At 68.7% G+C, this 22,866-nt stretch carries 19 protein-coding genes and 1 pseudogene; 14 read left to right on the top strand and 6 right to left on the bottom strand.

Going from position 1 to position 22,866, the window contains the following annotated elements; all coding sequences use genetic code 11:
- Positions 1 to 160 precede the first annotated feature (160 nt).
- The 3 genes from D180_RS16930 to D180_RS16940 form a co-directional block, all read right to left on the bottom strand.
- A complete protein-coding gene (locus D180_RS16930) occupies positions 161 to 1,366 on the bottom strand; it encodes an acetyl-CoA C-acyltransferase (protein WP_017913732.1) in 1,206 nt (401 codons plus the stop codon).
- Positions 1,367 to 1,518: 152 nt separating this feature from the next.
- A complete protein-coding gene (locus D180_RS16935) occupies positions 1,519 to 3,891 on the bottom strand; it encodes a 3-hydroxyacyl-CoA dehydrogenase/enoyl-CoA hydratase family protein (RefSeq protein WP_017913733.1) in 2,373 nt (790 codons plus the stop codon).
- Between the two features lie 34 nt (positions 3,892 to 3,925).
- Positions 3,926 to 4,558: a TetR family transcriptional regulator gene (locus D180_RS16940; protein WP_010342898.1), complete on the bottom strand. Its 633-nt coding sequence runs from the start codon at positions 4,556 to 4,558 to the stop codon at positions 3,926 to 3,928.
- A gap of 215 nt (positions 4,559 to 4,773) precedes the next feature.
- Between D180_RS16940 and ndk the strand changes: the two genes are divergently transcribed.
- The 11 genes from ndk (at position 4,774) to D180_RS16995 (ending at position 16,839) form a co-directional block, all read left to right on the top strand.
- Complete coding sequence (gene ndk / locus D180_RS16945; protein ID WP_002812972.1) at positions 4,774 to 5,199, top strand: nucleoside-diphosphate kinase; 426 nt, start codon at positions 4,774 to 4,776, stop codon at positions 5,197 to 5,199.
- Between the two features lie 35 nt (positions 5,200 to 5,234).
- On the top strand, positions 5,235 to 6,416 hold the full coding sequence (rlmN, locus tag D180_RS16950) for a 23S rRNA (adenine(2503)-C(2))-methyltransferase RlmN (protein WP_017910708.1): 1,182 nt from the start codon (positions 5,235 to 5,237) through the stop codon (positions 6,414 to 6,416).
- Between the two features lie 13 nt (positions 6,417 to 6,429).
- A complete protein-coding gene (gene pilW / locus D180_RS16955) occupies positions 6,430 to 7,221 on the top strand; it encodes a type IV pilus biogenesis/stability protein PilW (protein WP_198526577.1) in 792 nt (263 codons plus the stop codon).
- Complete coding sequence (locus D180_RS16960) at positions 7,218 to 8,093, top strand: RodZ domain-containing protein (RefSeq protein WP_017913735.1); 876 nt, start codon at positions 7,218 to 7,220, stop codon at positions 8,091 to 8,093. Before pilW ends, D180_RS16960 begins: the two co-directional genes overlap by 4 nt.
- Before the next feature lie 64 nt (positions 8,094 to 8,157).
- Positions 8,158 to 8,796, top strand: coding sequence for a tetratricopeptide repeat protein (locus D180_RS16965; protein WP_017913736.1), 639 nt, complete (start codon positions 8,158 to 8,160; stop codon positions 8,794 to 8,796).
- Positions 8,796 to 10,151, top strand: coding sequence for an outer membrane protein assembly factor BamB (gene bamB / locus D180_RS16970; RefSeq protein ID WP_017910712.1), 1,356 nt, complete (start codon positions 8,796 to 8,798; stop codon positions 10,149 to 10,151). The genes D180_RS16965 and bamB overlap by 1 nt, the downstream gene beginning before the upstream one ends.
- A gap of 18 nt (positions 10,152 to 10,169) precedes the next feature.
- On the top strand, positions 10,170 to 11,567 hold the full coding sequence (der, locus tag D180_RS16975; protein ID WP_017913737.1) for a ribosome biogenesis GTPase Der: 1,398 nt from the start codon (positions 10,170 to 10,172) through the stop codon (positions 11,565 to 11,567).
- A 7-nt stretch (positions 11,568 to 11,574) separates the two neighbouring features.
- Entirely contained in the window at positions 11,575 to 12,186 is a 612-nt protein-coding gene (locus tag D180_RS16980) for an NTP transferase domain-containing protein (protein WP_043091223.1), read from the top strand.
- Positions 12,183 to 13,400, top strand: coding sequence for a gephyrin-like molybdotransferase Glp (gene glp / locus D180_RS16985; protein WP_017913739.1), 1,218 nt, complete (start codon positions 12,183 to 12,185; stop codon positions 13,398 to 13,400). Before D180_RS16980 ends, glp begins: the two co-directional genes overlap by 4 nt.
- Before the next feature lie 165 nt (positions 13,401 to 13,565).
- On the top strand, positions 13,566 to 14,702 hold the full coding sequence (gene moeB, locus D180_RS16990) for a molybdopterin-synthase adenylyltransferase MoeB (RefSeq protein ID WP_017913740.1): 1,137 nt from the start codon (positions 13,566 to 13,568) through the stop codon (positions 14,700 to 14,702).
- A 289-nt stretch (positions 14,703 to 14,991) separates the two neighbouring features.
- Positions 14,992 to 16,839, top strand: a complete 1,848-nt coding sequence (locus D180_RS16995; RefSeq protein ID WP_017913741.1) for a monovalent cation:proton antiporter-2 (CPA2) family protein — start codon at positions 14,992 to 14,994, stop codon at positions 16,837 to 16,839.
- Positions 16,840 to 17,037: 198 nt separating this feature from the next.
- On the opposite strand, the gene D180_RS17000 is transcribed toward D180_RS16995, so the two are convergent.
- Together D180_RS17000 and D180_RS17005 are read right to left on the bottom strand one after the other, a co-directional pair.
- Positions 17,038 to 17,811 (bottom strand): alpha/beta fold hydrolase, encoded by a 774-nt coding sequence (locus D180_RS17000; RefSeq protein WP_017913742.1) that lies wholly within the window; start codon positions 17,809 to 17,811, stop codon positions 17,038 to 17,040.
- A gap of 2 nt (positions 17,812 to 17,813) precedes the next feature.
- A complete protein-coding gene (locus D180_RS17005; RefSeq protein ID WP_017913743.1) occupies positions 17,814 to 18,110 on the bottom strand; it encodes a DUF1244 domain-containing protein in 297 nt (98 codons plus the stop codon).
- 51 nt (positions 18,111 to 18,161) lie between these two features.
- On the opposite strand from D180_RS17005, the gene folD reads away from it, so the two are divergent.
- The 3 genes from folD to guaA all read left to right on the top strand — a co-directional run bounded on the left by folD (position 18,162) and on the right by guaA (position 22,462).
- Complete coding sequence (gene folD, locus D180_RS17010) at positions 18,162 to 19,073, top strand: bifunctional methylenetetrahydrofolate dehydrogenase/methenyltetrahydrofolate cyclohydrolase FolD (protein ID WP_017913744.1); 912 nt, start codon at positions 18,162 to 18,164, stop codon at positions 19,071 to 19,073.
- A 238-nt stretch (positions 19,074 to 19,311) separates the two neighbouring features.
- A complete protein-coding gene (gene guaB, locus D180_RS17015; RefSeq protein ID WP_017913745.1) occupies positions 19,312 to 20,769 on the top strand; it encodes an IMP dehydrogenase in 1,458 nt (485 codons plus the stop codon).
- A 127-nt stretch (positions 20,770 to 20,896) separates the two neighbouring features.
- Positions 20,897 to 22,462: a glutamine-hydrolyzing GMP synthase gene (guaA, locus tag D180_RS17020; protein ID WP_017913746.1), complete on the top strand. Its 1,566-nt coding sequence runs from the start codon at positions 20,897 to 20,899 to the stop codon at positions 22,460 to 22,462.
- Between the two features lie 84 nt (positions 22,463 to 22,546).
- Here guaA and D180_RS24670 read toward each other — a convergent pair.
- Positions 22,547 to 22,800: pseudogene (locus D180_RS24670) on the bottom strand (ArsC/Spx/MgsR family protein); the annotation flags it as partial.
- Positions 22,801 to 22,866 lie beyond the last annotated feature (66 nt).

Here is a 22,866-nt window from a genome sequence, read left to right on the forward strand (position 1 = left end):
TGCCGCTACGTACAACGAAACCCAGCGCTGCCTTGCATCGCGAGTCGCTTCGCGCCGTACCCTCACCCCAACCCCTCTCCCGGTGGGAGAGGGGCTGTGTACTGCTCCCCTCTCCCGTCGGGTGGCCCGCATGGCCGGATGAGGAGAGGGCGCCGCGCGCTTACAGTGCTTCGATGATCCCCGCCGCGCCCATGCCGGTGCCGATGCACATGGTGACCATGCCGTACTTCTGCTTGTGGCGGCGCAGGCCGTGCACCAGGGTGGCGGTGCGGATCGCGCCGGTGGCGCCGAGCGGATGGCCCAGGGCGATGGCGCCACCCAGCGGATTGACCTTGGACGGATCCAGGCCGCTGTCGCGGATCACCGCCAGCGACTGCGCGGCGAAGGCTTCGTTGAGCTCGATCCAGTCCAACTGGTCCTTGCTCAGGCCGGCCTGCTTGAGCGCCTTCGGAATCGCCTCGATCGGGCCGATGCCCATCACTTCCGGACGCACGCCGGCGACCGAGAAGCTGACGAAGCGAGCCAGCGGGGTCAGCCCGTAGTCCTTGATCGCCTGCTCGGAGGCCAGCAGCACCGCACCGGCGCCGTCGCTCATCTGCGAGGAGTTGCCGGCGGTGACGCTGCCGCCGAACTGGCCGTTGCGGAACACCGGGCGCAGCTTGGCCAGGCCTTCGATCGAGCTGTCCGGACGCGGACCTTCGTCCGTATCGACCAGCTTCTTGCGCAGGGCGATGACGTTGCCGGCCAGGTCGGGCTGGTGCGAGAGGATCTCGTAGGGGCTGATCTCGTCGCGGAACTCGCCGGCGGCGATCGCGGCGATGGCCTTCTGGTGCGAGGCGAGGGCGAAGGCATCCTGGTCCTCGCGCGACACCTTCCATTCCTCGGCCACCTTCTCGGCGGTGATGCCCATGCCGTAGGCGATGGCCACGTGGTCGTCGGCGAACACGCTCGGCGACAGCGCGACCTTGTTGCCCATCATCGGCACCATCGACATCGATTCGGTGCCGCCGGCCAGCATCAGGTCGGCGTTGCCCAGGCGGATCTGGTCGGCGGCCAGCGCCACCGCCTGGATGCCCGAGGAGCAGAAGCGGTTGATGGTCTGCCCGGCCACCGAGTTCGGCAGGCCGGCCAGCAGCACGCCGATGCGCGCCACGTTCATGCCTTGCTCGCCCTCGGGCATCGCGCAGCCGATGATCGCGTCGTCGATGCGCGAGGTGTCGATGCCCGGTGCCTGCGCCACCACCGCGCGCAGCACGTGCGCCAGCATGTCGTCGGGACGGGTGTTGCGGAACATGCCCTTGGGCGCCTTGCCGACCGGGGTACGGGTGGCGGCGACGATGTAGGCTTCCTGGATCTGTTTGCTCATGGCTTTCTCCGAAAGCCGGGAATGGGGAATGGGGAGTCGGGAATCGTGAAGCGATTCGCGCGATCTGCAGCAGTCCTATTTCCGGCAGAAAATTAGGGGGAGAAGGAGGAGCCGGGAATGCGTTTCCATTCCCGATTCCCCATTCCCGATTCTCAGTTCCTAAGCGGCTTACCCGTCTTGAGCATGTGCCCGATGCGCGCCTGGGTCTTTTCCTGCTGGGCCAGTTCGACGAAGTGCTTGCGCTCGAGCTTGAGCAGCCATTCCTCGTCCACCAGCGCGCCGCGGTCGACCTCGCCGCCGCACAGCACGGTGGCGATGCGGGTGGCGATCTCGTAGTCGTATTCGCTGATGAAGCGGCCTTCCAGCATGTTGACCAGCAGCATCTTGAAGGTGGCGATGCCGACGTCGCCGGCGACCTGGATGCGTCGCGCCGGCAGCGGCGGGCGATAGCCGGCCTCGGCCAGGGCGCGCGCCTCGGCCTTGGCGATGTACAGCGATTCGTAGCTGTTGAACACCACCTTGTCGGTGCCGCGCAGCAGGCCCAGTTCCTTGGCGTTGACCGCCGAGGTGGAAACCTTGGCCATGGCCACGGTCTCGAAGGTCTTCTTCAGCTCGGCGAACACGTCGCCGCCCGGACCCGCCGCCTGCGCCGCGCGCACCGCGATCTCCTTGAGGCCGCCACCGGCCGGCAGCAGGCCCACGCCGGCCTCGACCAGGCCGATGTAGCTCTCCAGCGCGGCCACGGTCTTGGCGCTGTGCATCTGGAACTCGCAACCGCCGCCGAGCGCCAGCCCGCGCACCGCCGCGACCACCGGCACCAGCGAGTACTTGATGCGCTGGCTGGTGGCCTGGAAGTTGGCGACCATCGCCTCGAATGCATCGACCTTGCCGGCCTGCAGCAGGCCCAGCGCGCCGGCCAAGTCGGCGCCGGCGGAGAAGGGTTCCTTGTGCTGCCACAGCACCAAGCCCTTGAAGTCCTTCTCGGCGCGGCCCACCGCTTCCTGAAGGCCATCCAGCACCTGGTCGGAGACGGTGTTCATCTTGGTCTTGAAGCTGACCACGGCGATGTCGTCGCCGTCGTGCCACATGCGCAGGCCGTCGTTCTCGAACACGGTCTCGCCCTGCGCGAACTTCTCGCCCAGCAGCGGATCGGGGAAGCGCTGGCGCTTGTACACCGGCAGCGCCGAGCGCGGCAGCTTGGCGTCGCGCGCCGGGCTGTACGAACCTTCGGCGGCGTGCACGCCGTCGCGGCCATCGAACACCCAGTTCGGCAGCGGCGCGCTGCTCATGCTCTTGCCGGCGGCGATGTCGTCGGCGATCCACTGCGCGACCTGCTTCCAGCCGGCGGCCTGCCAGGTCTCGAACGGACCCAGCGCCCAGCCGTAGCCCCAGCGGATCGCCAGGTCCACGTCGCGCGCGGTCTCGGCGATGTCGGCCAGGTGGTAGGCGCTGTAGTGGAACAGGTCGCGGAAGGTCGCCCACAGGAACTGCGCTTGCGGATGCTGGCTCTCGCGCAGCTTGGCGAACTTCTCGGCCGGGTTCTTGATCTTCAGGATCTCGACCACTTCCGGTGCGGCGGCGCGGTCGGCCGGGCGGTAGTCCTGCTTCTGCAGGTCCAGCACCACGATGTCCTTGCCGACCTTGCGGAAGATGCCGGCGCCGGTCTTCTGGCCCAGCGCGCCCTTGCCGATCAGCGCCTCCAGCCACTTCGGCGCCTTGAAGAAGGCATGCCACGGATCGTTCGGCAGGGTGTCGCCCATGGTCTTGATGACATGCGCCATGGTGTCCAGGCCGACCACGTCGGAGGTGCGGTAGGTCGCCGACTTGGGGCGGCCGACCAGCGGGCCGGTGAGACCGTCGACCTCGTCGAAGCCCAGGCCGAACTGCTCGGTGTGGTGGATGGTGGACAGGATCGAGAACACGCCGATGCGGTTGCCGATGAAGTTGGGGGTGTCCTTGGCGTAGACCACGCCCTTGCCCAGGGTGGTGACCAGGAAGCTTTCCAGGCCTTCCAGCACCGCCGGCTCGGTGTGCTTGGCCGGGATCAGCTCGGCCAGGTGCATGTAGCGCGGCGGGTTGAAGAAGTGCACACCGCAGAAGCGGTGGCGCAGCTGTTCCGGCAGCACGTCGGACAGGGCGTTGATGCCCAGGCCGGAGGTGTTGGAGGCCAGCACCGCATGGTCGGCCACGAACGGCGCGATCTTCTTGTACAGGTCCTGTTTCCAGTCCATGCGCTCGGCGATGGCTTCGATGATCAGGTCGCAGCCGCGCAGCTGCTCCAGGCCGGAGTCGTAGTTGGCCGGGGTGATGGCCTCGGCCAGCGCGGTGCTGGCCAGCGGCGCCGGGCTGAGCTTGGTCAGGTTGGCGATCGCCTTGAGCACCACGCCATCGGCGGGGCCTTCCTTGGCGGGGAGGTCGAACAGCACGGTGTCGACGCCGGCGTTGGTCAGGTGCGCAGCGATCTGCGCACCCATCACGCCCGCGCCCAGGACGGCGGCACGGCGGACGAGCAGGGGATTGGACATAGCGATCAGCCTCTGTGGGTCAACGTTTGCGGGATCAGGGAGCCGAGTGGGCTAGGAAGCCGGCTTCGGCGAAACGGATGAGTTCGCGGGCGGCGTGGGCGCGGTGCGCGCCCTCGCTGACGCCGGCGGGGCGCTTGATCAGGCCGAAGTCGGCCATGGCGTAGGTCAGGGCGCCGGCCAGGAAATCCAGGCGCCAGTACAGTTCCTGTTTGCTCAGCCCGGGCACGCAGGCGGCGATGGCCTTGCCGAACTCGCGCAGCACGTGACCGTAATGGTCGGACAGGAACTGGCGCAGGCTGTCGTTGTTCTCGGCGTAGGCGCGGGCGATCACCCGCACGAAGGCGCCGCCGCTCTGCCGCTCCTGGGCCATCGCCAGGGCCGGCTCGACGAAGGCGGCCAGCACCGGGCCGAGCTGGCCGGGATGCTGCCGCTGCGCGGCTTCCAGTTGCGCCATGCGCGCGGCGGTCATCTCGTCCATGCGCCGCCGGAACACCTCGTTGACCAGGTTTTCCTTGGACCCGAAGTGGTAGTTCACCGCGGCGATGTTGACGTCGGCCTGGCTGGTGACCTGGCGCAGCGAGGTGCCGGAAAAGCCGTGTTGCGCGAACAGTTCCTCGGCCGCGCTGAGGATGCGGTCCTTGGTCGAGAAGTGCGCTTGCTTTGCCATGCGGCCGCCAGAATCAATCAAACGATTGTTTGAGTCTAGGCCTGGGCGGTGGGCGCGTCATGCTGCTTTGCAGCACGATTCAGGGCCGGCCGTGCAAAGCCGGCGCCGATTGGATAGAATTGTCCATCGCAATTCTGGCTAAGCCCGCGTTTTGACGCGGGTTTTTTTCATGTTAACCTCGGGCCTTCAGTGGCCCGCCCAACGGAGAACTTCCCATGGCGCTGGAGCGCACCCTGTCCATCATCAAGCCCGATGCCGTCGCCAAGAACGTCATCGGCGAAATCTACTCGCGCTTCGAGAAGGCCGGCCTGAAGGTCGTGGCCGCCAAGTACAAGCAGCTGTCGCGCCGCGAGGCCGAGGGCTTCTACGCCGTGCACCGCGAGCGTCCGTTCTTCAACGCGCTGGTCGAGTTCATGATCTCCGGCCCGGTGATGATCCAGGCGCTGGAAGGCGAGAACGCCGTGGCCGCGCACCGCGACCTGCTGGGCGCCACCAACCCGAAGGACGCCGCGCCGGGCACCATTCGCGCCGACTTCGCCGATTCGATCGACGCCAACGCCGCGCACGGCTCGGATTCGGTCGAGAACGCCGCCAACGAAGTGGCGTATTTCTTCGCCGCCACTGAAGTGGTTTCGCGCTAAGCGAGGTCGTCGTGAACGAGGTCGTCCATCCTCCCTTGGCCATCGCCGATCCCGTGCGGACCGGCGCGGCGGCCAAGCAGAATCTGCTCGACCTCGATCGCGAGGGGCTGGAGCGCTTCTTCGCCGAGACCCTCGGCGAAGCGCGTTACCGCGCCCACCAGGTGATGAAGTGGATCCACCACCGCTACGTCACCGACTTCGACCAGATGACCGACCTCGGCAAGGCGCTGCGCGCCAAGCTGCAGCAGCATGCCGAGGTCGTCGTCCCCAACATCGTGTTCGACAAGCCTTCCGCCGACGGCACCCACAAGTGGCTGCTGGCGATGGGCGTGGACGGCAAGAACGCGATCGAAACCGTCTACATCCCCGACAAGACCCGCGGCACGCTGTGCGTGTCCTCGCAGGTCGGCTGCGGCCTCAACTGCACCTTCTGCTCCACCGCCACCCAGGGATTCAACCGCAACCTCTCCACCGCCGAGATCATCGGCCAGGTGTGGGTGGCGGCGCGGCATCTGGGCAACGTGCCGCACCAAATGCGCCGCCTCACCAATGTGGTGATGATGGGCATGGGCGAGCCGCTGATGAATTTCGACAACGTCGTGCGCGCCATGAGCGTGATGCGCGACGACCTGGGCTACGGCCTGGCCAACAAGCGCGTGACCCTGTCCACCTCGGGCCTGGTGCCGCAGATCGACCGCCTGTCCAGCGAGAGCGACGTGTCGCTGGCGGTGTCGCTGCATGCGCCCAACGACGCGCTGCGCGAGACCCTGGTTCCGCTCAACAAGAAGTACCCGATCGCCGAACTGATGGACGCCTGTGCGCGCTACCTGCGCGCCAACAAGCGCCGCGAGTCGGTGACCTTCGAATACACCCTGATGAAGGGGATCAACGACCAGCCCGAGCATGCGCGGCAACTGGCGCGGCTGATGCGCCAGTTCGACAACGCGGTGCAGGCGTCGAACGCCGGCAAGGTCAACCTGATCCCGTTCAATCCGTTCCCGGGCACGCGCTACGAGCGCTCCGGCGAGACCGAGATCCGTGCATTCCAGAAGATCCTGCTGGACGCACAGGTGCTGACCATGGTGCGGCGCACGCGCGGCGACGACATCGATGCGGCCTGCGGGCAGCTCAAGGGGCAGGTCATGGACCGTACCCGCCGGCAGGCCGAGTTCAAGCGCGAATTGCAGACGCGGGCGGATCGGGATGCGGCGGCGTAGCCAAGGGCGTTTCATCGCGGTGGTGGCGATCGCAGTGCTGGCCTTGCCGGGCTGCAACTGGATCGCTGCCAAGACCGGCACCGTGCGCACCGCCGAACAGGTGCAGCCGCATTATTCCTTCCGCGACAGCCGCGCGGTGAAGTCGCGCGTGGCCTTGCAGGAACAACTGGGCCTGGCCGCCAACGGGCTTGCCTCCAACGACCTGGACGCAGCGCAGACGCATGCGCGCAAGGCGCTGGCAGTGGACGCCGACTCGGTCGACGCACTGACCGTGCTGGCGGTGGTCGCCGATCGCAAGGGCGATGCCGCGACCGCCGGCGGGTACTACCGCAAGGCCGCCGAGCTGGCGCCGAGCAACGGCGCGACCTTGAACAACTACGGCGCCTGGCTGTGCGCGAACGGCTCGCCGGGGGAGTCGCTGGCCTGGTTCGACCGCGCGCTCGCGCTGCAGGACTACGCCACGCCGGCCTCGGCGCTGGCCAACGCCGGCGGCTGCGCACTGCAGGTCGGCCAGCGCGAGCGTGGCGAGCGCGACCTGCGCAAGGCGCTGGAGCTGGATCCGGACAACGCGTACGCACTCGAGGCGATGGCCCGCAACGAGGTCGCGCAAGGGCGCTTTTTCGAGGCGCGGGCCTTCTCCGAGCGGCGTCTGGCGGCTGCGCCTGCCACCGCTTCCGTGTTACAACTTGCTATTCAGATTGAGCAAAGGCTGGGCGACAAGGCTGCCGCCGGCCGTTACCAACAGCGGTTGCGCAAGGAGTTTCCCGACGCCGCGACCACGACACCCGGGGCTAGTGCATTGTGATCAGTGATTCCAATCCGAACGCTTTCGATGGCGCCAAAGGCTGCGGGCAACAGCTCCGCGAAGCGCGCGAAGCGGCCGGCCTGAGCATCGACGACGTCGGCAGCCGACTGCGCATGCCGGTGCATGTGGTGCAGGCACTCGAGTCGGAGCAGTGGCAGCGCCTTGGCGCGCCGGTCTTTGTCCGCGGGCAGCTGCGCAGCTACGCGCGCCTGCTCGGCGTGGACCTGGAGCCCTTGCTGCAGACCGCGCAGATCGCGCCGGTGCAGCCGGTCGAATTGATCAGCCACACGCATACGCCGCCGCTGCGGCGCATGCTCGAAAGCGCCACGCGGCGCATGGTCTACGTGGTGATCACCGCCGGACTGGCGGTGCCGGTGTGGTACGCCACCCGTAGCCATTTCGCCGACGACAACGGCCCCAGCACCGCCTCGCTGGACGTGGTGCCGGGCACGCCGGGCACGACCGCTGCCGCGACGGCGACGCCGGCCAACGGTGCCGCTGCGCCGGTGCCGACCACGCCGGCTGCCAAGAGTCCGGCGCCAAGCGCCGCGGCGCCGTACATCGCTTCGCTGACGCCGATGCCGCGTCCGGCGGCAGAGCCGGAGAAGAACAGTCTGAGCCTGTCGTTCCAGGGCGACAGCTGGGTGCAGATCCTCGCGCCCGACGGCACGCCGGTGGAGAAGGCGCTGCTGAAGGCCGGCGAGACCCGCACGTACGCGCCGGGGCAGGTCGGACGTGTGGTGCTGGGCAATGCCTCCGCGGTCCAGGTTCAGCAATCCGGGAGTACCGTGGATCTGACCCCGTTCAGGCGCGCGAACGTGGCGCGCTTTGCGGTATCCTCTGACGGTTCCGTGGTGCCCGCCTCCGAGTGACGGCGGCGCGGTTCCTCATCTTCAACATTTCATGTCCCGTCGCAGCGGCGGGGCGAGAGTACGCATGGCGATTGACGACCTGCTCGACGAGCACGAACAAAGCGAACGCGTCCGCACTTGGCTCAGGAAGAACGGCGCCGGCCTGATCGGCGGCATCGTCCTGGGCCTTGGCGCGATCATCGGCTGGCAGTGGTGGACCAAGCAACGGTCCAACGATCTGGCCCAGGCCAATACCCGCTACGAAGCGGTGCTCAAGAGCATCCAGGCCAATCAGCTGGACAAGGCGGCCAAGGACATGGCCGAACTGCAGCAGGGCTCGACCAACATCTACGCCGAACTGGCGGCGCTGCGCCTGGCCAAGGCGCAGGTCGATGCCGGCAAGTCCGATGCCGCGTTGACCACGCTGCGCGCGCTCAAGGCCGACGGCGAAATGAAGGTGCTGGTCGACCATCGCGTGGCGCGGTTGCTGATTTCCGGCGGCAAGCCGCAGGACGCGCTGGCGCTGGTGGCCTCGGCGACCGATTCGCAGGGTCTGGAGATTCGCGGCGATGCGCTGATCGCGCAGGGCAAGCGCGAGGCGGCGCGCGATGCGTACGCCAAGGCGCTCACCAGCCTGGACGTGGCCTCGCCGCAGCGGCGCGTGGTCGAAACGAAATTGATGGATGCGGGCGGCAGCGTGCCGAATGCCGCGGAGCCGATCTGATGAAGGTAGTCATGTTCAAGCGTGTCGCCACCGTGGCCCTGCTGGGTCTGGCCTTGTCGGGCTGCACCACCGTCAAGGGCTGGTTCGCCGGCAAGGATGCGGCCGCCAAGAAAGCCGCCGAGCCGGCCGAACTGGTGAAGTTCACCCCGTCGGTGAAGGTGGTGAAGCTGTGGTCCACCGACGCCGGCAAGGGTGAGCGCCAGATCGGCGTGCGTCAGCGCCCGGTAGTCGCCGACGGCAAGGTGTATGCGGCCGCGACCTCCGGCACGGTGTACGCGCTGGATCTGCAGACCGGCAAGACCATTTGGGAATACGACGCCAAGCAGGCGCGCAAGCAGCAGCTGTCGCAGGCCGAGGACCAGCCGAAGAGCCAGGTCGAGAGCGAGTCCGGCAAGAACCTGTCCAAGGACGAGCGCGCCGCCTACAAGCAGCGCCTGCGCAACGAGAAGCAGCAGGCCAAGGAGCGCAAGCGGCTCGAGAAGAAGCGTCCGCTGCCGCGCTTTGCCGGTGGCCCGGGCGTGGGCGACGGCCTGGTGGTCGTCGGTGCGCTGGACGGCGCCGTGATCGCGCTCGATGCCGCCAACGGCACCGAGAAGTGGCGCGCCAAGGTGCCCAACGAAGTGATCGCCGCGCCGGTGATCGCGCAGAACATGGTGTTCGTGCGCAGCAACGACGGCCGCACCACCGCCTTCGATGCGGCGACCGGGCAGCAGCGCTGGTTCAATGCGCAGGAACTGCCGAGCCTGACCGTGCGCGGCAATGCGCCGGTGGTGGCGGGTCCGGGCGTGCTGTTCATCGGCAACGACGACGGCACGCTGGCCGCGCTGGCGATGCAGGACGGCCGCGTGCTGTGGGAGCAGACCATCGGCGTGCCGGAAGGCCGCACCGAGCTGGAGCGCATGGCCGACGTCGACGGCGCTCCGGTGCTCGACGGTACCACGCTGTATGCGACCAGCTTCAAGAACGAGACGGTGGCGCTGGAAGGCCCGAGCGGCCGCCCGCTGTGGAACCGCGATCATGGCGGCGCCGGCGGTGTCGGCGTCAGTTCCGGCAACGTGGTGGTGGCCGACAACGCCGGCACCGTGTGGGCGCTGGACAAGGCCTCCGGATCGGCCATGTGGTCGCAGCCGGGGCTGGCGCGCCGGTCGCTGACCGGCGTGGCGATCCAGGGCGATTACGCCGTGGTCGGCGACTACAAGGGCTATCTGCACTGGCTCCGGCTCGACAACGGCGAGTTCGCCGCGCGCGAGCGGGTCGGCCGCAAGCCGCTGGTGGCGCAGCCGGTGGTCGCGGACGGGATCCTGCTGATGCAGAACACGAAAGGCGACCTGACCGCGTTCCGGTTGGGTCAATAACAAGAGAAGGATGTCGCGATGCTGCCGCTGGTCGCCCTGGTTGGACGGCCGAATGTCGGCAAGTCCACGCTGTTCAATGCGCTGACGCGCAGCCGTGACGCGCTGGTCCACGACCAGCCCGGCGTCACCCGCGACCGCCACTACGGGGTATGCCGGCTGCAGCCGGACACCCCGTTCGTGATCGTCGACACCGGCGGCATCTCCGGCGAAGAGGAAGGCCTGGCCGGCGCCACCGCCGAGCAGGCGCGCGCCGCCGCCGGCGAGGCCGACCTGATCCTGTTCGTGGTCGATGGTCGCGAGGGATCGTCCGCGCTCGACGACGAGATCCTGGCCTGGCTGCGCAAGCTGGCGCGGCCGACCCTGCTGCTGATCAACAAGATCGACGGCACCGACGAGGACCAGGTGCGCGCCGAGTTCGCTCGCTACGGCCTCGGCGACGCCATCGCGGTCTCCGCCGCGCATCGCCACGGCATCGACGACCTGCTCGACGAGGTCCTGGAGCGGCTGCCGGAAGAGGGCGCCGGCGAGACCCTGGACACCGATCCGGCGCGCATGCGCATCGCCTTCGTCGGCCGCCCGAACGTGGGCAAGTCGACCCTGGTCAATCGCCTGCTGGGCGAGGAGCGCATGATCGCCTCCGAGGTGCCCGGCACCACCCGCGACTCGATCGCGGTGGACCTGGAGCGCGACGGCCGCCTGTACCGGCTGATCGACACCGCCGGCCTGCGTCGCCGCGGTCGCGTCGAGGAGGCGGTGGAGAAGTTCAGCGCGTTCAAGACGCTGCAGGCGATCGAACAGTGCCAGGTGGCGGTGCTGATGCTCGATGCCGGCGAGGGCGTGACCGATCAGGACGCGACCGTGCTCGGCGCGATCCTCGATGCCGGCCGTGCCCTGGTGGTGGCGATCAACAAGTGGGACGGGCAGAGCGACTACCAGCGTGCGCAGGCCGAAGACCTGCTGTCGCGCAAGCTCGGCTTCGTCAGTTGGGCCGAGGCGGTGCGCATCTCCGCCAAGCATGGCTCGGGCCTGCGCGAGCTGTTCCAGGCGATCCATCGCGCGCACGCTTCGGCGGTGCGCGAGTTCAGCACCAGCGAAGTTAACCAGGCGCTGGAAATCGCCTACGAGAGCAATCCGCCGCCGAGCATCCGCGGCCACGTCTCCAAGCTGCGCTACGTGCATCCGGGCGGCAGCAATCCGCCGACCTTCATCGTCCACGGCACGCGCCTGAAGGTGCTGCCGGAGTCGTACAAGCGCTACCTGGAGAACTTCTTCCGCAAGCGCTTCAAGCTGGTCGGCACGCCGGTGCGCTTCATGTTCCGCGAAGGCGCCAATCCGTACGAAGGCAAGAAGAACGTGCTGACCGAGCGCCAGATCGCCAAGAAGCGGCGCCTGATGAAGCACGTCCGCGGCAAGTAGCCGCACGATGGATATGCGGCGCGCGATCACCCTGGGCATTCTCGCCGGTGGCCGCGCGCAGCGCCTGGGCGGATGCGACAAGGCCTGGCTGCAGCGCGACGGGCAGGCGCAGGTGCAATGGCTGGTGCAGGCGCTGGCGCCTCAGGTCGCCCAAGTGCTGGTCAGCGCCAACCGCAGCTTGCCGCGCTATGCCGCCATCGGCCTGCAGGCCGTGCCGGACCGCGTCGCGGCACCGGCCGGGGCGGAACGTTCCTTGGGACCGATCGCCGGGCTTGACGCGCTTGCCGCCGCCTGTGCCACGCCCTGGCTGCTGACCGTGCCGGTCGATATCTGCGTGTTGCCGCGTGATCTGCCTGCGGTGCTGGCCGCAGCCGCAGCCGCTGACGAGTGCGATGGCGCCTGGGTCGAGGATGCCGCCGGCGCGCAGCCGCTGGTGGCGCTGTACCGATTGGCCGCGCTGCGCCCGGCGCTGGAGGAGGGGCTGGCGGCGGGTCGGTATGCGCCGCGTGCCTTGCAGCAGCGCCTGCGGATGCGGCCGGTGCCGCTGCCGGAGATTGTGCTGGGCAATCTGAACACGCCGCAGGACCTGGCTGCAGCGGGTATCCTGCCGCCACCATGACCGACTATCCCTCCCGGATCGCCTACACCGACGCGCTGGCGATCGTCGCTGCCGCTGCGCGTGCCCGTCCCGTCAACAGCGAGCGCCTTGCAGCGTCGCGTGCCGATGGCCGCATCCTGCTGGAGCCGCTGGATGCGCCGATCGACCTGCCGCCGTTCGCCAACAGCGCGATGGATGGCTTCGCGCTGCGCCATGCCGATCTGACCCCGGGGGCGGCGACCGACTTGCGGCTGGCCGGCGAGCAGTTCGCCGGCGCCGATCGGCACCAGGCGCTCGCGCCCGGCGAATGCCTGCGGGTCACGACCGGCGCGCCACTGCCGGCCGGGTCCGATACGGTGGTGATCAAGGAGAACGTGCACGAGCGCGATGGCCTCGTGCAGGTGCCGGACGGGCTCGCCGCTGGCGCGCATGTGCGGTCGCGCGGCGAAGACGTGCGCGCCGGCGAGCGTGTGCTCGAGGCCGGCATGCTGTTGACGCCTTCGCGCATCGGCCTGGCCGCGGCCTTGGGCGTGGACCAGCTGATGGTGGCGGCGCGGCCGACCGTGGCGGTGTTCGCCACCGGCGACGAACTGGTTGAGCCGGGCCTGCCGTTGCAGCCGGGGCAGATCTACAACAGCAACCGCGACATGCTGATGGCGCAGCTGCGCCTGCTCGGCCTGGCGCCGACCGCGTGGCCGACCCTGCCGGACGATCCGCAGTGCATCCAGACCATGCTCGCCGACGCCGCCTCGGCGTTCGACGTGGTGCTGACCTGCGGCGGCGTCTCTGCCGGAGAGAAGGACTACCTGCCGCGGCTGCTGGCCGAGCACGGCCGCATCCTGTTCTGGAAGGTGCGCATGCGCCCGGGCATGCCGCTGCTGTTCGGCGAGTGGGACCGCGCCCTGTTCCTGGGCCTGCCGGGCAATCCGGTGTCGGTGCTGGCGACCTTCCTGGCGATCGGCCGACCGTTGCTGGATGCGTTGCAGCGGCGCAGCGAGCCGCATCGGGCCTGGCGCGCCCGGCTGGCGGCCGGCTGGGACAAACGCCACGACCGGCTGGAGTTTCTGCGCGGGCGCATGCGCTGCGACGCCCACGGCCAGTTGTGGGCGGAGCCGAATCCCGCGGACGGCTCGCATCGCCTGCGCGGCGCCGCCGACAGCGACGTGCTGCTGCGGCTGGAGGAGGGCGCGCGCCAGTTCCAGGCCGGCGACGTGGTCGAGGTGGTGCCGTACTGAGGGCACCCCCTAAGCACCTGCATCCAACATCATCAAGCCGGATACAGGATGCCTGTGGGAATGGTTTCAGCGGGACGGGGCGTTCCCGGGCAAGCGCGTCGCGAGGTTCCTTCAGCCGCGCCGTCGACAGCGGACGCGGAACCGGTTTGCGCCGATAATGCGCGCATGGGCATTCGAGAACTGACCCCGGCACAGGCGCAGGCGCGGCAGGCGCAGGGCGCGCGCCTGATCGACATCCGCGAGGAGCACGAGCGTGCCACCGGCATGGCCGTCGGCGCGCAGGGCGTGGCCCGTGCGCAGTTGCAGGCCGACCCGGCGGCCTATCTTGGCGCCGACACCGAGGTGCTGCTGATCTGCCAGAGCGGCAAGCGTTCGCACGACACCGCATTGTTCCTGGAGCAGGCCGGTTACACCCAGGTCGCTTCCGTGCTGGGCGGCACCACGCGCTGGCAGCGCGAAGGCTTGCCGCTGCAGCGGCCGGCGCTGGAACCGGAGCAGGAAGACTTCTTCGACCGCTATTCGCGGCATCTGCGCCTGCCCGAAGTCGGGGTCGAGGGCCAGCGCCGGCTGCAGGCCGCGCGCGTGCTGCTGGTCGGTGCCGGCGGCCTGGGCTCGCCGGCCGGTTTCTACCTGGCCGCGGCCGGGGTGGGGCACTTGCGTATCGCCGACGACGACGTGGTCGAGCGCAGCAATTTGCAGCGGCAGATCCTGCACGGCGATGCGCGGATCGGCCAGGCCAAGGTGGAGTCGGCTGCGGCGAGCCTGGGCGCGTTGAATCCGGGCGTGCGGGTGGAGGCGGTGCGTGAGCGGGTCACCGCGGACAACGTCGAGCGGCTGCTGCAGGACGTGGACGTGGTGCTGGACGGCTCGGACAACTTTCCCGCGCGCTACCTGCTCAACGATGCCTGCGTGAAGCTGCGCAAGCCGCTGGTGTACGGCGCGGTGCAGCGCTTCGAGGGCCAGGTCAGCGTGTTCGACGCCGGCCGTCGGCGCGGGCAGGCACCGTGCTACCGCTGCCTGTTCCCGGAGCCGCCGCCGCCGGAATTCGCGCCGAGCTGCGCCGACGCCGGCGTCCTCGGCGTGCTGCCCGGCATCGTTGGCCTGCTGCAGGCCAACGAGGTCTTGAAGCTGCTGCTCGACATCGGCGAACCCCTGCGCGGCCGCCTGCTGCACTTCGATGCCCTGGCGATGCGCTTCCGCGAAACCCGCCTGTCCGCCGATCCGCAGTGTCCCTTGTGTGCGCCGGAGCGGCCGTTCCCTGGCTATATCGACTACGCGCGGTTCTGTGGGGCTGAGGGTTAGCTGCTACTAGCTGTCGTTGCCCGCGGCGGCATCCGTACCCTCATCCGCCCCTTCGGGGCACCTTCTCCCGGCGGGAGAAGGGAGGGGAGATCTCGATGGCTGAAGCAGCATCGCGCACGCTCAAGCCCCTCTCCCGTCGGGAGAGGGGTTGGGGTGAGGGTGCGGCACACAGCGCGCGACCGCTTGCATGTCGCACAAGAAGTTCCTTGCGCGCAGCACGCAGTGCGCCGCGTCTCATGTCGCATCCCGCTCCATGGGGATGCTGCGGCCTTGTGCGTAGAATCGGCGCATGACCAGTGCAGCCGACAGCAGCGAATTGATCAAGGTGGTGGCGCTGCTCGGCGCGGCCGTGGTGGCGGTGCCGGTGTTTCGCAGGCTCGGCCTGGGTTCGGTGCTCGGCTATCTCGCCGCCGGCCTGGCGATCGGGCCGTTCGGCCTGGGCTGGTTCTCCGATCCGCAGGCGATCCTGCACGTCGCCGAATTGGGCGTGGTCATGTTCCTGTTCGTGATCGGCCTGGAAATGCGGCCCTCGCACCTGTGGAGCCTGCGCAAGCAGATCTTCGGCCTGGGTACCGCGCAGATCATCGTCTGCGCGAGCGTGCTGACCGGGGTCGGACTGGCCTTTGGCTTTCCATTGCCGGCGGCCTTCATCGCGGCCTCCGGCTTCGTGCTGACCTCCACCGCGGTGGTGATGCAGTTGCTCGGCGAGCGCGGCGACATCGCCTTGCCGGCGGGGCAGAAGATCGTCGCGATCCTGCTGTTCGAGGACCTGTTGATCGTGCCGCTGCTGGCGGTGGTGGCGTGGATGGCGCCGGTGCCGGCGGACGCGTCTGCGCCGTCGCGCTGGATCGGCATCGGTATCGGCGCCGCGGCGATCGTCGGCCTGCTGGCGGCGGGGCGCTGGCTGCTCAACCCGCTGTTCCGGCTGCTGGCGGCGGCCAAGGCGCGTGAGGTGATGACCGCGGCCGCCCTGCTGGTGGTGCTGGGCGCGGCGCTGCTGATGCAGCTCGGCGGGCTGTCGATGGCAATGGGCGCGTTCCTGGCCGGCGTGCTGCTGTCCGAATCGACCTTCCGCCACCAGATCGAAGCCGACATCGAACCGTTCCGCGGCATCCTGCTGGGGCTGTTCTTCCTCGGTGTCGGCATGGCGCTGAACCTGGCGGTGGTGGCGGCCAACTGGACGCTGATCCTCAGCGGTGTGCTTGCCTTCATGGCGGCCAAGGCCGCGTGCATCTATCTGGTCGCGCGGCTCACCGGCAGCGGCCATGCGCAGGCGCTGGATCGCGGCGTGCTGATGGCGCAGGGCGGCGAGTTCGCCTTCGTGCTGTTTGCCGCCGCCAGCGGTGCCGGCGTCATCGACGCGCAGATCAATGCCAACCTGACCGCCATCGTGGTGCTGTCGATGGCGCTGACGCCGCTGTTCGTGCTGCTGTACCGGCGCTGGGCGCCGGTGGAGGCGCCATCGATGGAAGGCGTGGATGCGGCCGACGGCCTCACCGGCAGCGTGCTGATCATCGGTTTCGGCCGCTTCGGCCAGGTCGCCAGCCAGTCGCTGCTGGCGCGCGACGTGGACGTGACCATCATCGACAACGACATCGAGATGATCCAGAGCGCGGCCAAGTTCGGCTTCAAGATCTACTACGGCGACGGCACGCGTCTGGACGTGCTGCATGCCTCCGGCGCGCACAGCGCCCGTGCCATCGCGGTGTGCGTGGACAACCGCGAAGCGGCCAACCGCATCGTCGAACTGGCCACCACCGAGTTTCCGCAGGCCAAGCTGCTGGTGCGCTCCTACGACCGCGAGCACGCGCTGGAGCTGATCGCCGCTGGCGTGGATTACCACATCCGCGAGACCTTCGAATCGGCTGTGGAATTCGGCCAGGCCGCGCTGATCGAACTGGGCATGGACGAGAGCGAGGCGCGCTCCATCGCCCGCGAGATCCGTCGCCGCGATGCAGAGCGGCTGGAACTGGAGATCGCCGCCGGCGACGTGCGTGCTGGCAGGGGCCTGATGTACGGCAACATCACCCCAGTGGTGCCGACCCCGACTCCGTTCACGCCGCCACGGCGCGAGAGCCGCACGCTCAATCCGGAAGGCGTGCCGGTCGAGACCGGCGAGCCGCGTCGCGGCGATTAGCCACGGCAAGGCAGCATTGTGTGCGGTGCCCGTGTGGGAACCGACAGGGACTTGCGACGAGCCCGCCGGATGCACCGTGGGAGGGACTTCAGTCCCGACGCATTGCGCTTTCGGAAGCACACAGCACTTCGCGCGTCGTGGCTGCATGACAGTCGACTCCCGCGTACCTTTCGAGTACCCCGCCCGAGCGATGCCGCCTCAGCGCAGGAACGCCTGCAGCGCCCGAACGTAGCCCGGATCGTCGCTGATGTCGTTGTGGTCGGCCTGCGCGAAGGCGACCACGGTCGGGCTTTGCGGCAGGGCCTCGAGCAGTGCATCGGTGCTGGCCGGCGGCACCACCTGATCGCGGCCGGCGCGCAGAATCAGCAGTGGGCCGCGATAGGCGCGCAAGGCGCGCGCCGAGTCGTAGCGATCGCGCAGCAGCCAGCGCACCGGCGCCCACGGGTAGTGCGCCTGCGCCGCCGACACCAGGCTATCGAACGGTGTGACCAGCACCAGTCGCGCCACCGCGCGGCGTGCCGCCAGTTGGCTGGCCACGCCGCTGCCCAGGCTGCGTCCCAGCACCGCGATCTGTGCCTGCGGCTGCGCGGCGCGGACGTGGTCGTACAGCGCCATCGCGTCGCCGACCAGTGCGGTCTCGCTGGGCTTGCCGTCGCTGGCGCCGTAGCCGCGGTAGGCGAGCAGGTAGAGGCTGTGGTCGGGCAGGGCGGCCTGCAACTGCGCGCGTGCGAAACGCAGATCCTCGGCATTGCCGCCGAAGTACAGCAGCACCTTGTCGCGACCGGGATTGACCTGCCAGCCGCGCAGCTCCACGTCCGCGCCGCGACGCAGCGCGAAATCGGTCTGCGCCGGTGCCACCCGCGTGCCCTGCGGGAAGTACAGCAGGTCGCGCTGGCCCAGGTAGAGCAAGGCACAGACCAGTACATAGGCCGCGGCGAGAATGGCCGCCGCGATCGCGGTGTAACGCAGCATCGCTAGCCGTGCTTGCGCTGCGCCTCGGCGAAGGCGGCCAGTTGCTCAGGTGTGGCCTCGGCCTGGTGCTGCGCCTTCCAGTCGGCGAACGGCATGCCGTAGACGCGCTCGCGCGCCTGTTCCTTGCTGAGGTCTTCGCCTTCGGCGGCCGCCGCCTCGCGGTACCAGTCGGCCAGGCAGTTGCGGCAGAACCCGGCCAGAATCATCAGGTCGATGTTCTGCACGTCGGGACGGTCCTGGTTGAGGTGCTGCAGCAGGCGGCGGAAGGCGGCGGCCTCGATGCGGGTGGTGTCGGTCATGGCGGAATCGGGGACAATGGACATCCCCCGACTCTACACCCGCCCGCCCCGATGACCGATTCCGCGCCCGTCTCCTCCGTCCCGGCCCGCATCCTCGACGGGCGGCGCATCGCCGAAGACCTGCTCGACGAGCTCAAGGCGCGGGTCGACGCGCGGCTGGCGGCCGGGCAACCGCGGCCCGGGCTGGCGGTGGTGCTGGTGGGCGGCGATCCGGCCTCGGCGGTGTACGTGCGCAACAAGCGCCGCGCGGCCGAGAAGGTAGGCATCGAGGCGTTCGACTACGACCTGCCGGCGGGCACCAGCGAAGCCGAACTGCTGGCGCTGATCGACCGGCTCAATGCCGATCCCAAGATCCACGGCATCCTGGTGCAGTTGCCGCTGCCGGGCATCCCCGATGCGAGCCGGCTGATCCACCGCATCGATCCGCGCAAGGACGTGGACGGCTTCCATCCGGAGAACGTCGGCCACCTGGCGCTGCGCGAATTCGGCCTGCGCCCGTGCACGCCGCGCGGCATCGTCACCCTGCTGGCGCACACCGACCAGCCGGTGCGCGGGCGCAATGCCACCATCGTCGGCGTCAGCAACCACGTCGGCCGGCCGATGGCGCTGGAGCTGCTGATCGCTGGCTGCACGGTCAGTTGCTGCCACAAGTTCACCCCGCCGGAGGTGCTGCAGGCGCGGGTGCGCGATGCCGACATCCTGGTGGTGGCGGTGGGCCGGCCGGGGCTGATCCCGGGCGAGTGGGTCAAGCCTGGCGCGGTGGTGATCGACGTCGGCATCAACCGCCTGGACGACGGCCGCCTGGTCGGCGACGTCGGCTTCGACGCGGCGGCGCAGCGCGCCAGCTGGATTACGCCGGTACCGGGCGGGGTCGGGCCGATGACCGTGGCCACGCTGATGCAGAACACGATCGAGGCCGCTGAGGCGGCGGGGAGTCGGGATTCGGGATTCGGGATTCGTTGAAGGCTGCGCGGGATTTGGGAATCGGGATTCGGGATTCGTTAAAGGCGGAGCAAAAGCGCATGCGCGGCCTTTCCGGTTTGCATGCGGGATCGGCAGTCCGTCGAGATCGCCCTGCTGAAAGAGAGGCAAACGGTCCGACCGCGCAGGGGGCCGGTCTTGACGAATCCCCACTCCCGAATCCCCAATCCCCGCCCCAAATGCGTTAAAATGCCGCGCTTCCCCACACTCGGGTCCGCCGATGCTGCGCATCCAGGCTGAAGCTCTCACCTACGACGACGTCTCGCTCGTCCCCGCCCATTCGACCGTCCTGCCCAAGGACGTCAGCCTGGAAACCCGGCTGACCCGCGACCTGCGCCTGAAACTGCCGATCCTGTCGGCCGCGATGGACACGGTCACCGAGCACCGCCTGGCGGTGGCCATGGCCCAGCTCGGCGGCATCGGCATCATCCACAAGAACCTGACCCCGGCGCAGCAGGCGGCCGAAGTGGCCAAGGTCAAGAAGTTCGAGGCCGGCGTCATCACCGAGCCGTTCACGGTCGGTCCGGAGACCACCATCGGCGAGGTGCTCAAACTCACCCGCGCCCGCAACATCTCCGGCGTGCCGGTGGTGGACGGCAGCGAGCTGGTCGGCATCGTCACCAGCCGCGACATGCGCTTCGAGAAGAAGCTCGACGATCCGGTCCGCCACATCATGACCAAGAAGGATCGCCTGGTCACCGTGCGCGAAGGCGCCAGCGACGAGGAAGTGCTGCAGCTGCTGCACCGCCACCGCATCGAGAAGATCCTGGTGGTCAACGACGGCTTCGAGCTGCGCGGCCTGATCACGGTCAAGGACATCCAGAAGAAGACCGACAACCCCAACGCCGCCAAGGACGCCGCCACGCGGCTGCTGGTCGGCGCCGCGGTGGGCGTCGGCGGCGATACCGAGCAGCGCATCGAACTGCTGGCCGCTGCCGGCGTGGACGTGGTCATCGTCGACACCGCGCACGGCCATTCGCAGGGCGTCATCGACCGCGTGGCCTGGGTCAAGAAGACCTACCCGCAGCTGCAGGTGATCGGCGGCAACATCGTCACAGGCGACGCCGCGCTGGCACTGATGGACGCCGGCGCCGACGCGGTCAAGGTCGGCGTGGGTCCGGGTTCGATCTGCACCACGCGTGTGGTCGCCGGCGTCGGCGTGCCGCAGATCACCGCGATCGATATGGTCGCCGAGGCGCTGCAGGACCGCATCCCGCTGATCGCCGACGGCGGCATCCGCTACTCCGGCGACATCGGCAAGGCGCTGGTCGCCGGCGCCTCCACGGTGATGGTCGGCGGCCTGTTCGCCGGTACCGAGGAAGCCCCGGGCGAAGTCGAACTGTTCCAGGGCCGCAGCTACAAGAGCTACCGCGGCATGGGCAGCCTGGGCGCGATGGAGAAGGGCAGCAAGGATCGGTACTTCCAGGATGCCTCCGATGCCGACAAGCTGGTGCCGGAAGGCATCGAAGGCCGCGTGCCGTACCGCGGTCCGCTCAGCGGCATCATCCACCAGCTGATCGGCGGCCTGCGCGCGACCATGGGTTACGTGGGCTGCGCCACCATCGAAGAGATGCGCACCAAGCCCAAGTTCGTCACCATCACCGGTGCCGGCCAGCGCGAGAGCCACGTCCACGACGTGCAGATCACCAAGGAACCGCCGAACTATCGCATGGGCTGATGCCCATGCGCGGGATTGGGGAGTCGGGATTGGGGATTCGTCGCCCGCCGCGTCTCCACCGGCCGTGCGCAGCGCGGCCACCCGCTCTTGCGAATCCCGACTCCCGAATCCCCAATCCCGGCCCCAGATGACCAACATCCACAGCGACAAGATCCTCATCCTCGATTTCGGTGCGCAGTACACGCAGTTGATCGCGCGGCGCATTCGCGAACTGGGCGTGTACTGCGAGATCTGGGCGTGGGACCACGATCCGGCCGAGATCGCCGGCTTCGGCGCCAAGGGCATCATCCTCTCCGGCGGCCCGGAATCGACCACGCTGCCGGGCGCGCCGGCCGCGCCGCAGGCAGTGTTCGACAGCGGCCTGCCGATCTTCGGCATCTGCTACGGCATGCAGACCCTGGCCGCGCAACTCGGTGGCGCCACCGAAGCGGCGGATCAGCGCGAGTTCGGCCACGCCGAGGTCGAAGTGGTCGCTGCCGATGCGCTGTTCTCCGGGCTGACCGATCACGCAGGCGCGTCGCGTTTGAACGTGTGGATGAGCCACGGCGACCACGTGTCGCAGGTGCCGCCGGGCTTCACCATCACCGCCGTCACCGACCGCATACCGGTCGCGGCCATGGCCAACGAGGCCAAGCGCTGGTACGGCGTGCAGTTCCATCCGGAAGTCACCCACACCCTGCAGGGCCAGACCCTGCTGCGCCGCTTCGTGGTCGACGTGTGCGGCTGCGCCACGCTGTGGACCGCGGCCAACATCATCGACGACCAGATCGCCCGCGTGCGCGCCCAGGTCGGCGACGACGAGGTGATTCTCGGCCTGTCCGGCGGTGTCGATTCGTCGGTGGTCGCCGCGCTGCTGCACAAGGCGATCGGCGACAAGCTGACCTGCGTGTTCGTCGACACCGGCCTGCTGCGCTGGCAGGAGGGCGACCAGGTGATGGCGATGTTCGCCGAGCACATGGGCGTCAAGGTGATCCGGGTCAACGCCGCCGACCGCTACTTCCAGGCGCTGGCCGGCGTCAGCGACCCGGAAGCCAAGCGCAAGATCATCGGCAACCTGTTCGTGGAGATCTTCGACGAAGAGTCGAACAAGCTCCGCAACGCCAAGTGGCTGGCGCAGGGCACCATCTACCCGGACGTGATCGAGTCGGCCGGCAGCAAGACCGGCAAGGCCCACGTCATCAAGAGCCACCACAACGTCGGCGGCCTGCCCGAGCACATGAAGCTGAGCCTGGTCGAACCGCTGCGCGAACTGTTCAAGGACGAAGTGCGGCGCCTGGGCGTCGAACTCGGCCTGCCGCGCAGCATGGTCTACCGGCACCCGTTCCCCGGCCCCGGCCTGGGCGTGCGCATCCTCGGCGAAGTGAAGCGCGAGTATGCCGAACTGCTGGCCAAGGCCGATGCGATCTTCATCGACGAACTGCGCAAGGCCGACCTGTACGACAAGACCAGCCAGGCCTTCGCTGTGTTCCTGCCTGTGAAGTCGGTCGGCGTGGTCGGCGACGCCCGCGCCTACGAATGGGTGATCGCGCTGCGCGCGGTGGAGACCATCGACTTCATGACCGCGCACTGGGCGCACCTGCCTTATGATTTCCTCGGCACGGTGAGCAACCGCATCATCAACGAACTGCGCGGTGTCTCGCGGGTGGTCTACGACATTTCGGGGAAGCCGCCGGCGACGATCGAGTGGGAGTGAGGTGACCTCCTTCGTGGGCGGCGCTGGCTGATCGGCGCGCCCTGAAGCAGGCTTGGCATTTCGGTCGTGTTCCGGCTCGCCTTCCAGCATCGCGTCCAGCAGGTCGCTGTCCGTCAACTCGGGATGCCGTAGCTTCGGCGAGTGATACGGCGTGCCTTTCTCCCGAAGAACCTCTCGTGCCGTCAGCCCGGATGCGGCGATCGGCTCCACAAGTCGCTTCCGGCTTGGAGGCATCTTGAGGTATTCGACGACCTGTGGGAGTGCTCCCGCGTGACGGATCAGGGCGAGGTGTTGCGCGAGGTGCCGCATTCCGGGTTGTGGCAGATCACGGCCTTCATGGCGCGGTCTTTGCCGCCTGGCTGGCTTCGACCGCGCCTGCGGCCGCCGCCAGTGCAGCGGCGGGC

Source organism: Xanthomonas sp. SHU 166, assembly GCF_000364685.1.
GTDB classification, from domain to species: Bacteria; Pseudomonadota; Gammaproteobacteria; order Xanthomonadales; family Xanthomonadaceae; genus Xanthomonas_A; species Xanthomonas_A sontii.

Coding starts and splice junctions, on each gene's coding strand:
- D180_RS17000 (WP_017913742.1), bottom strand. CDS start 17,811: ATGCTGCGTTACACCGCGATCGCGGCGGCCATTCTCGCCGCGGCCTAT.
- folD (WP_017913744.1), top strand. CDS start 18,162: ATGACCGATTCCGCGCCCGTCTCCTCCGTCCCGGCCCGCATCCTCGAC.
- D180_RS16940 (WP_010342898.1), bottom strand. CDS start 4,558: ATGGCAAAGCAAGCGCACTTCTCGACCAAGGACCGCATCCTCAGCGCG.
- ndk (WP_002812972.1), top strand. CDS start 4,774: ATGGCGCTGGAGCGCACCCTGTCCATCATCAAGCCCGATGCCGTCGCC.
- D180_RS16930 (WP_017913732.1), bottom strand. CDS start 1,366: ATGAGCAAACAGATCCAGGAAGCCTACATCGTCGCCGCCACCCGTACC.
- guaB (WP_017913745.1), top strand. CDS start 19,312: ATGCTGCGCATCCAGGCTGAAGCTCTCACCTACGACGACGTCTCGCTC.
- D180_RS16980 (WP_043091223.1), top strand. CDS start 11,575: ATGGATATGCGGCGCGCGATCACCCTGGGCATTCTCGCCGGTGGCCGC.
- glp (WP_017913739.1), top strand. CDS start 12,183: ATGACCGACTATCCCTCCCGGATCGCCTACACCGACGCGCTGGCGATC.
- D180_RS17005 (WP_017913743.1), bottom strand. CDS start 18,110: ATGACCGACACCACCCGCATCGAGGCCGCCGCCTTCCGCCGCCTGCTG.
- D180_RS16995 (WP_017913741.1), top strand. CDS start 14,992: ATGACCAGTGCAGCCGACAGCAGCGAATTGATCAAGGTGGTGGCGCTG.
- D180_RS16935 (WP_017913733.1), bottom strand. CDS start 3,891: ATGTCCAATCCCCTGCTCGTCCGCCGTGCCGCCGTCCTGGGCGCGGGC.
- D180_RS16965 (WP_017913736.1), top strand. CDS start 8,158: ATGGCGATTGACGACCTGCTCGACGAGCACGAACAAAGCGAACGCGTC.
- der (WP_017913737.1), top strand. CDS start 10,170: ATGCTGCCGCTGGTCGCCCTGGTTGGACGGCCGAATGTCGGCAAGTCC.
- bamB (WP_017910712.1), top strand. CDS start 8,796: ATGAAGGTAGTCATGTTCAAGCGTGTCGCCACCGTGGCCCTGCTGGGT.
- moeB (WP_017913740.1), top strand. CDS start 13,566: ATGGGCATTCGAGAACTGACCCCGGCACAGGCGCAGGCGCGGCAGGCG.
- guaA (WP_017913746.1), top strand. CDS start 20,897: ATGACCAACATCCACAGCGACAAGATCCTCATCCTCGATTTCGGTGCG.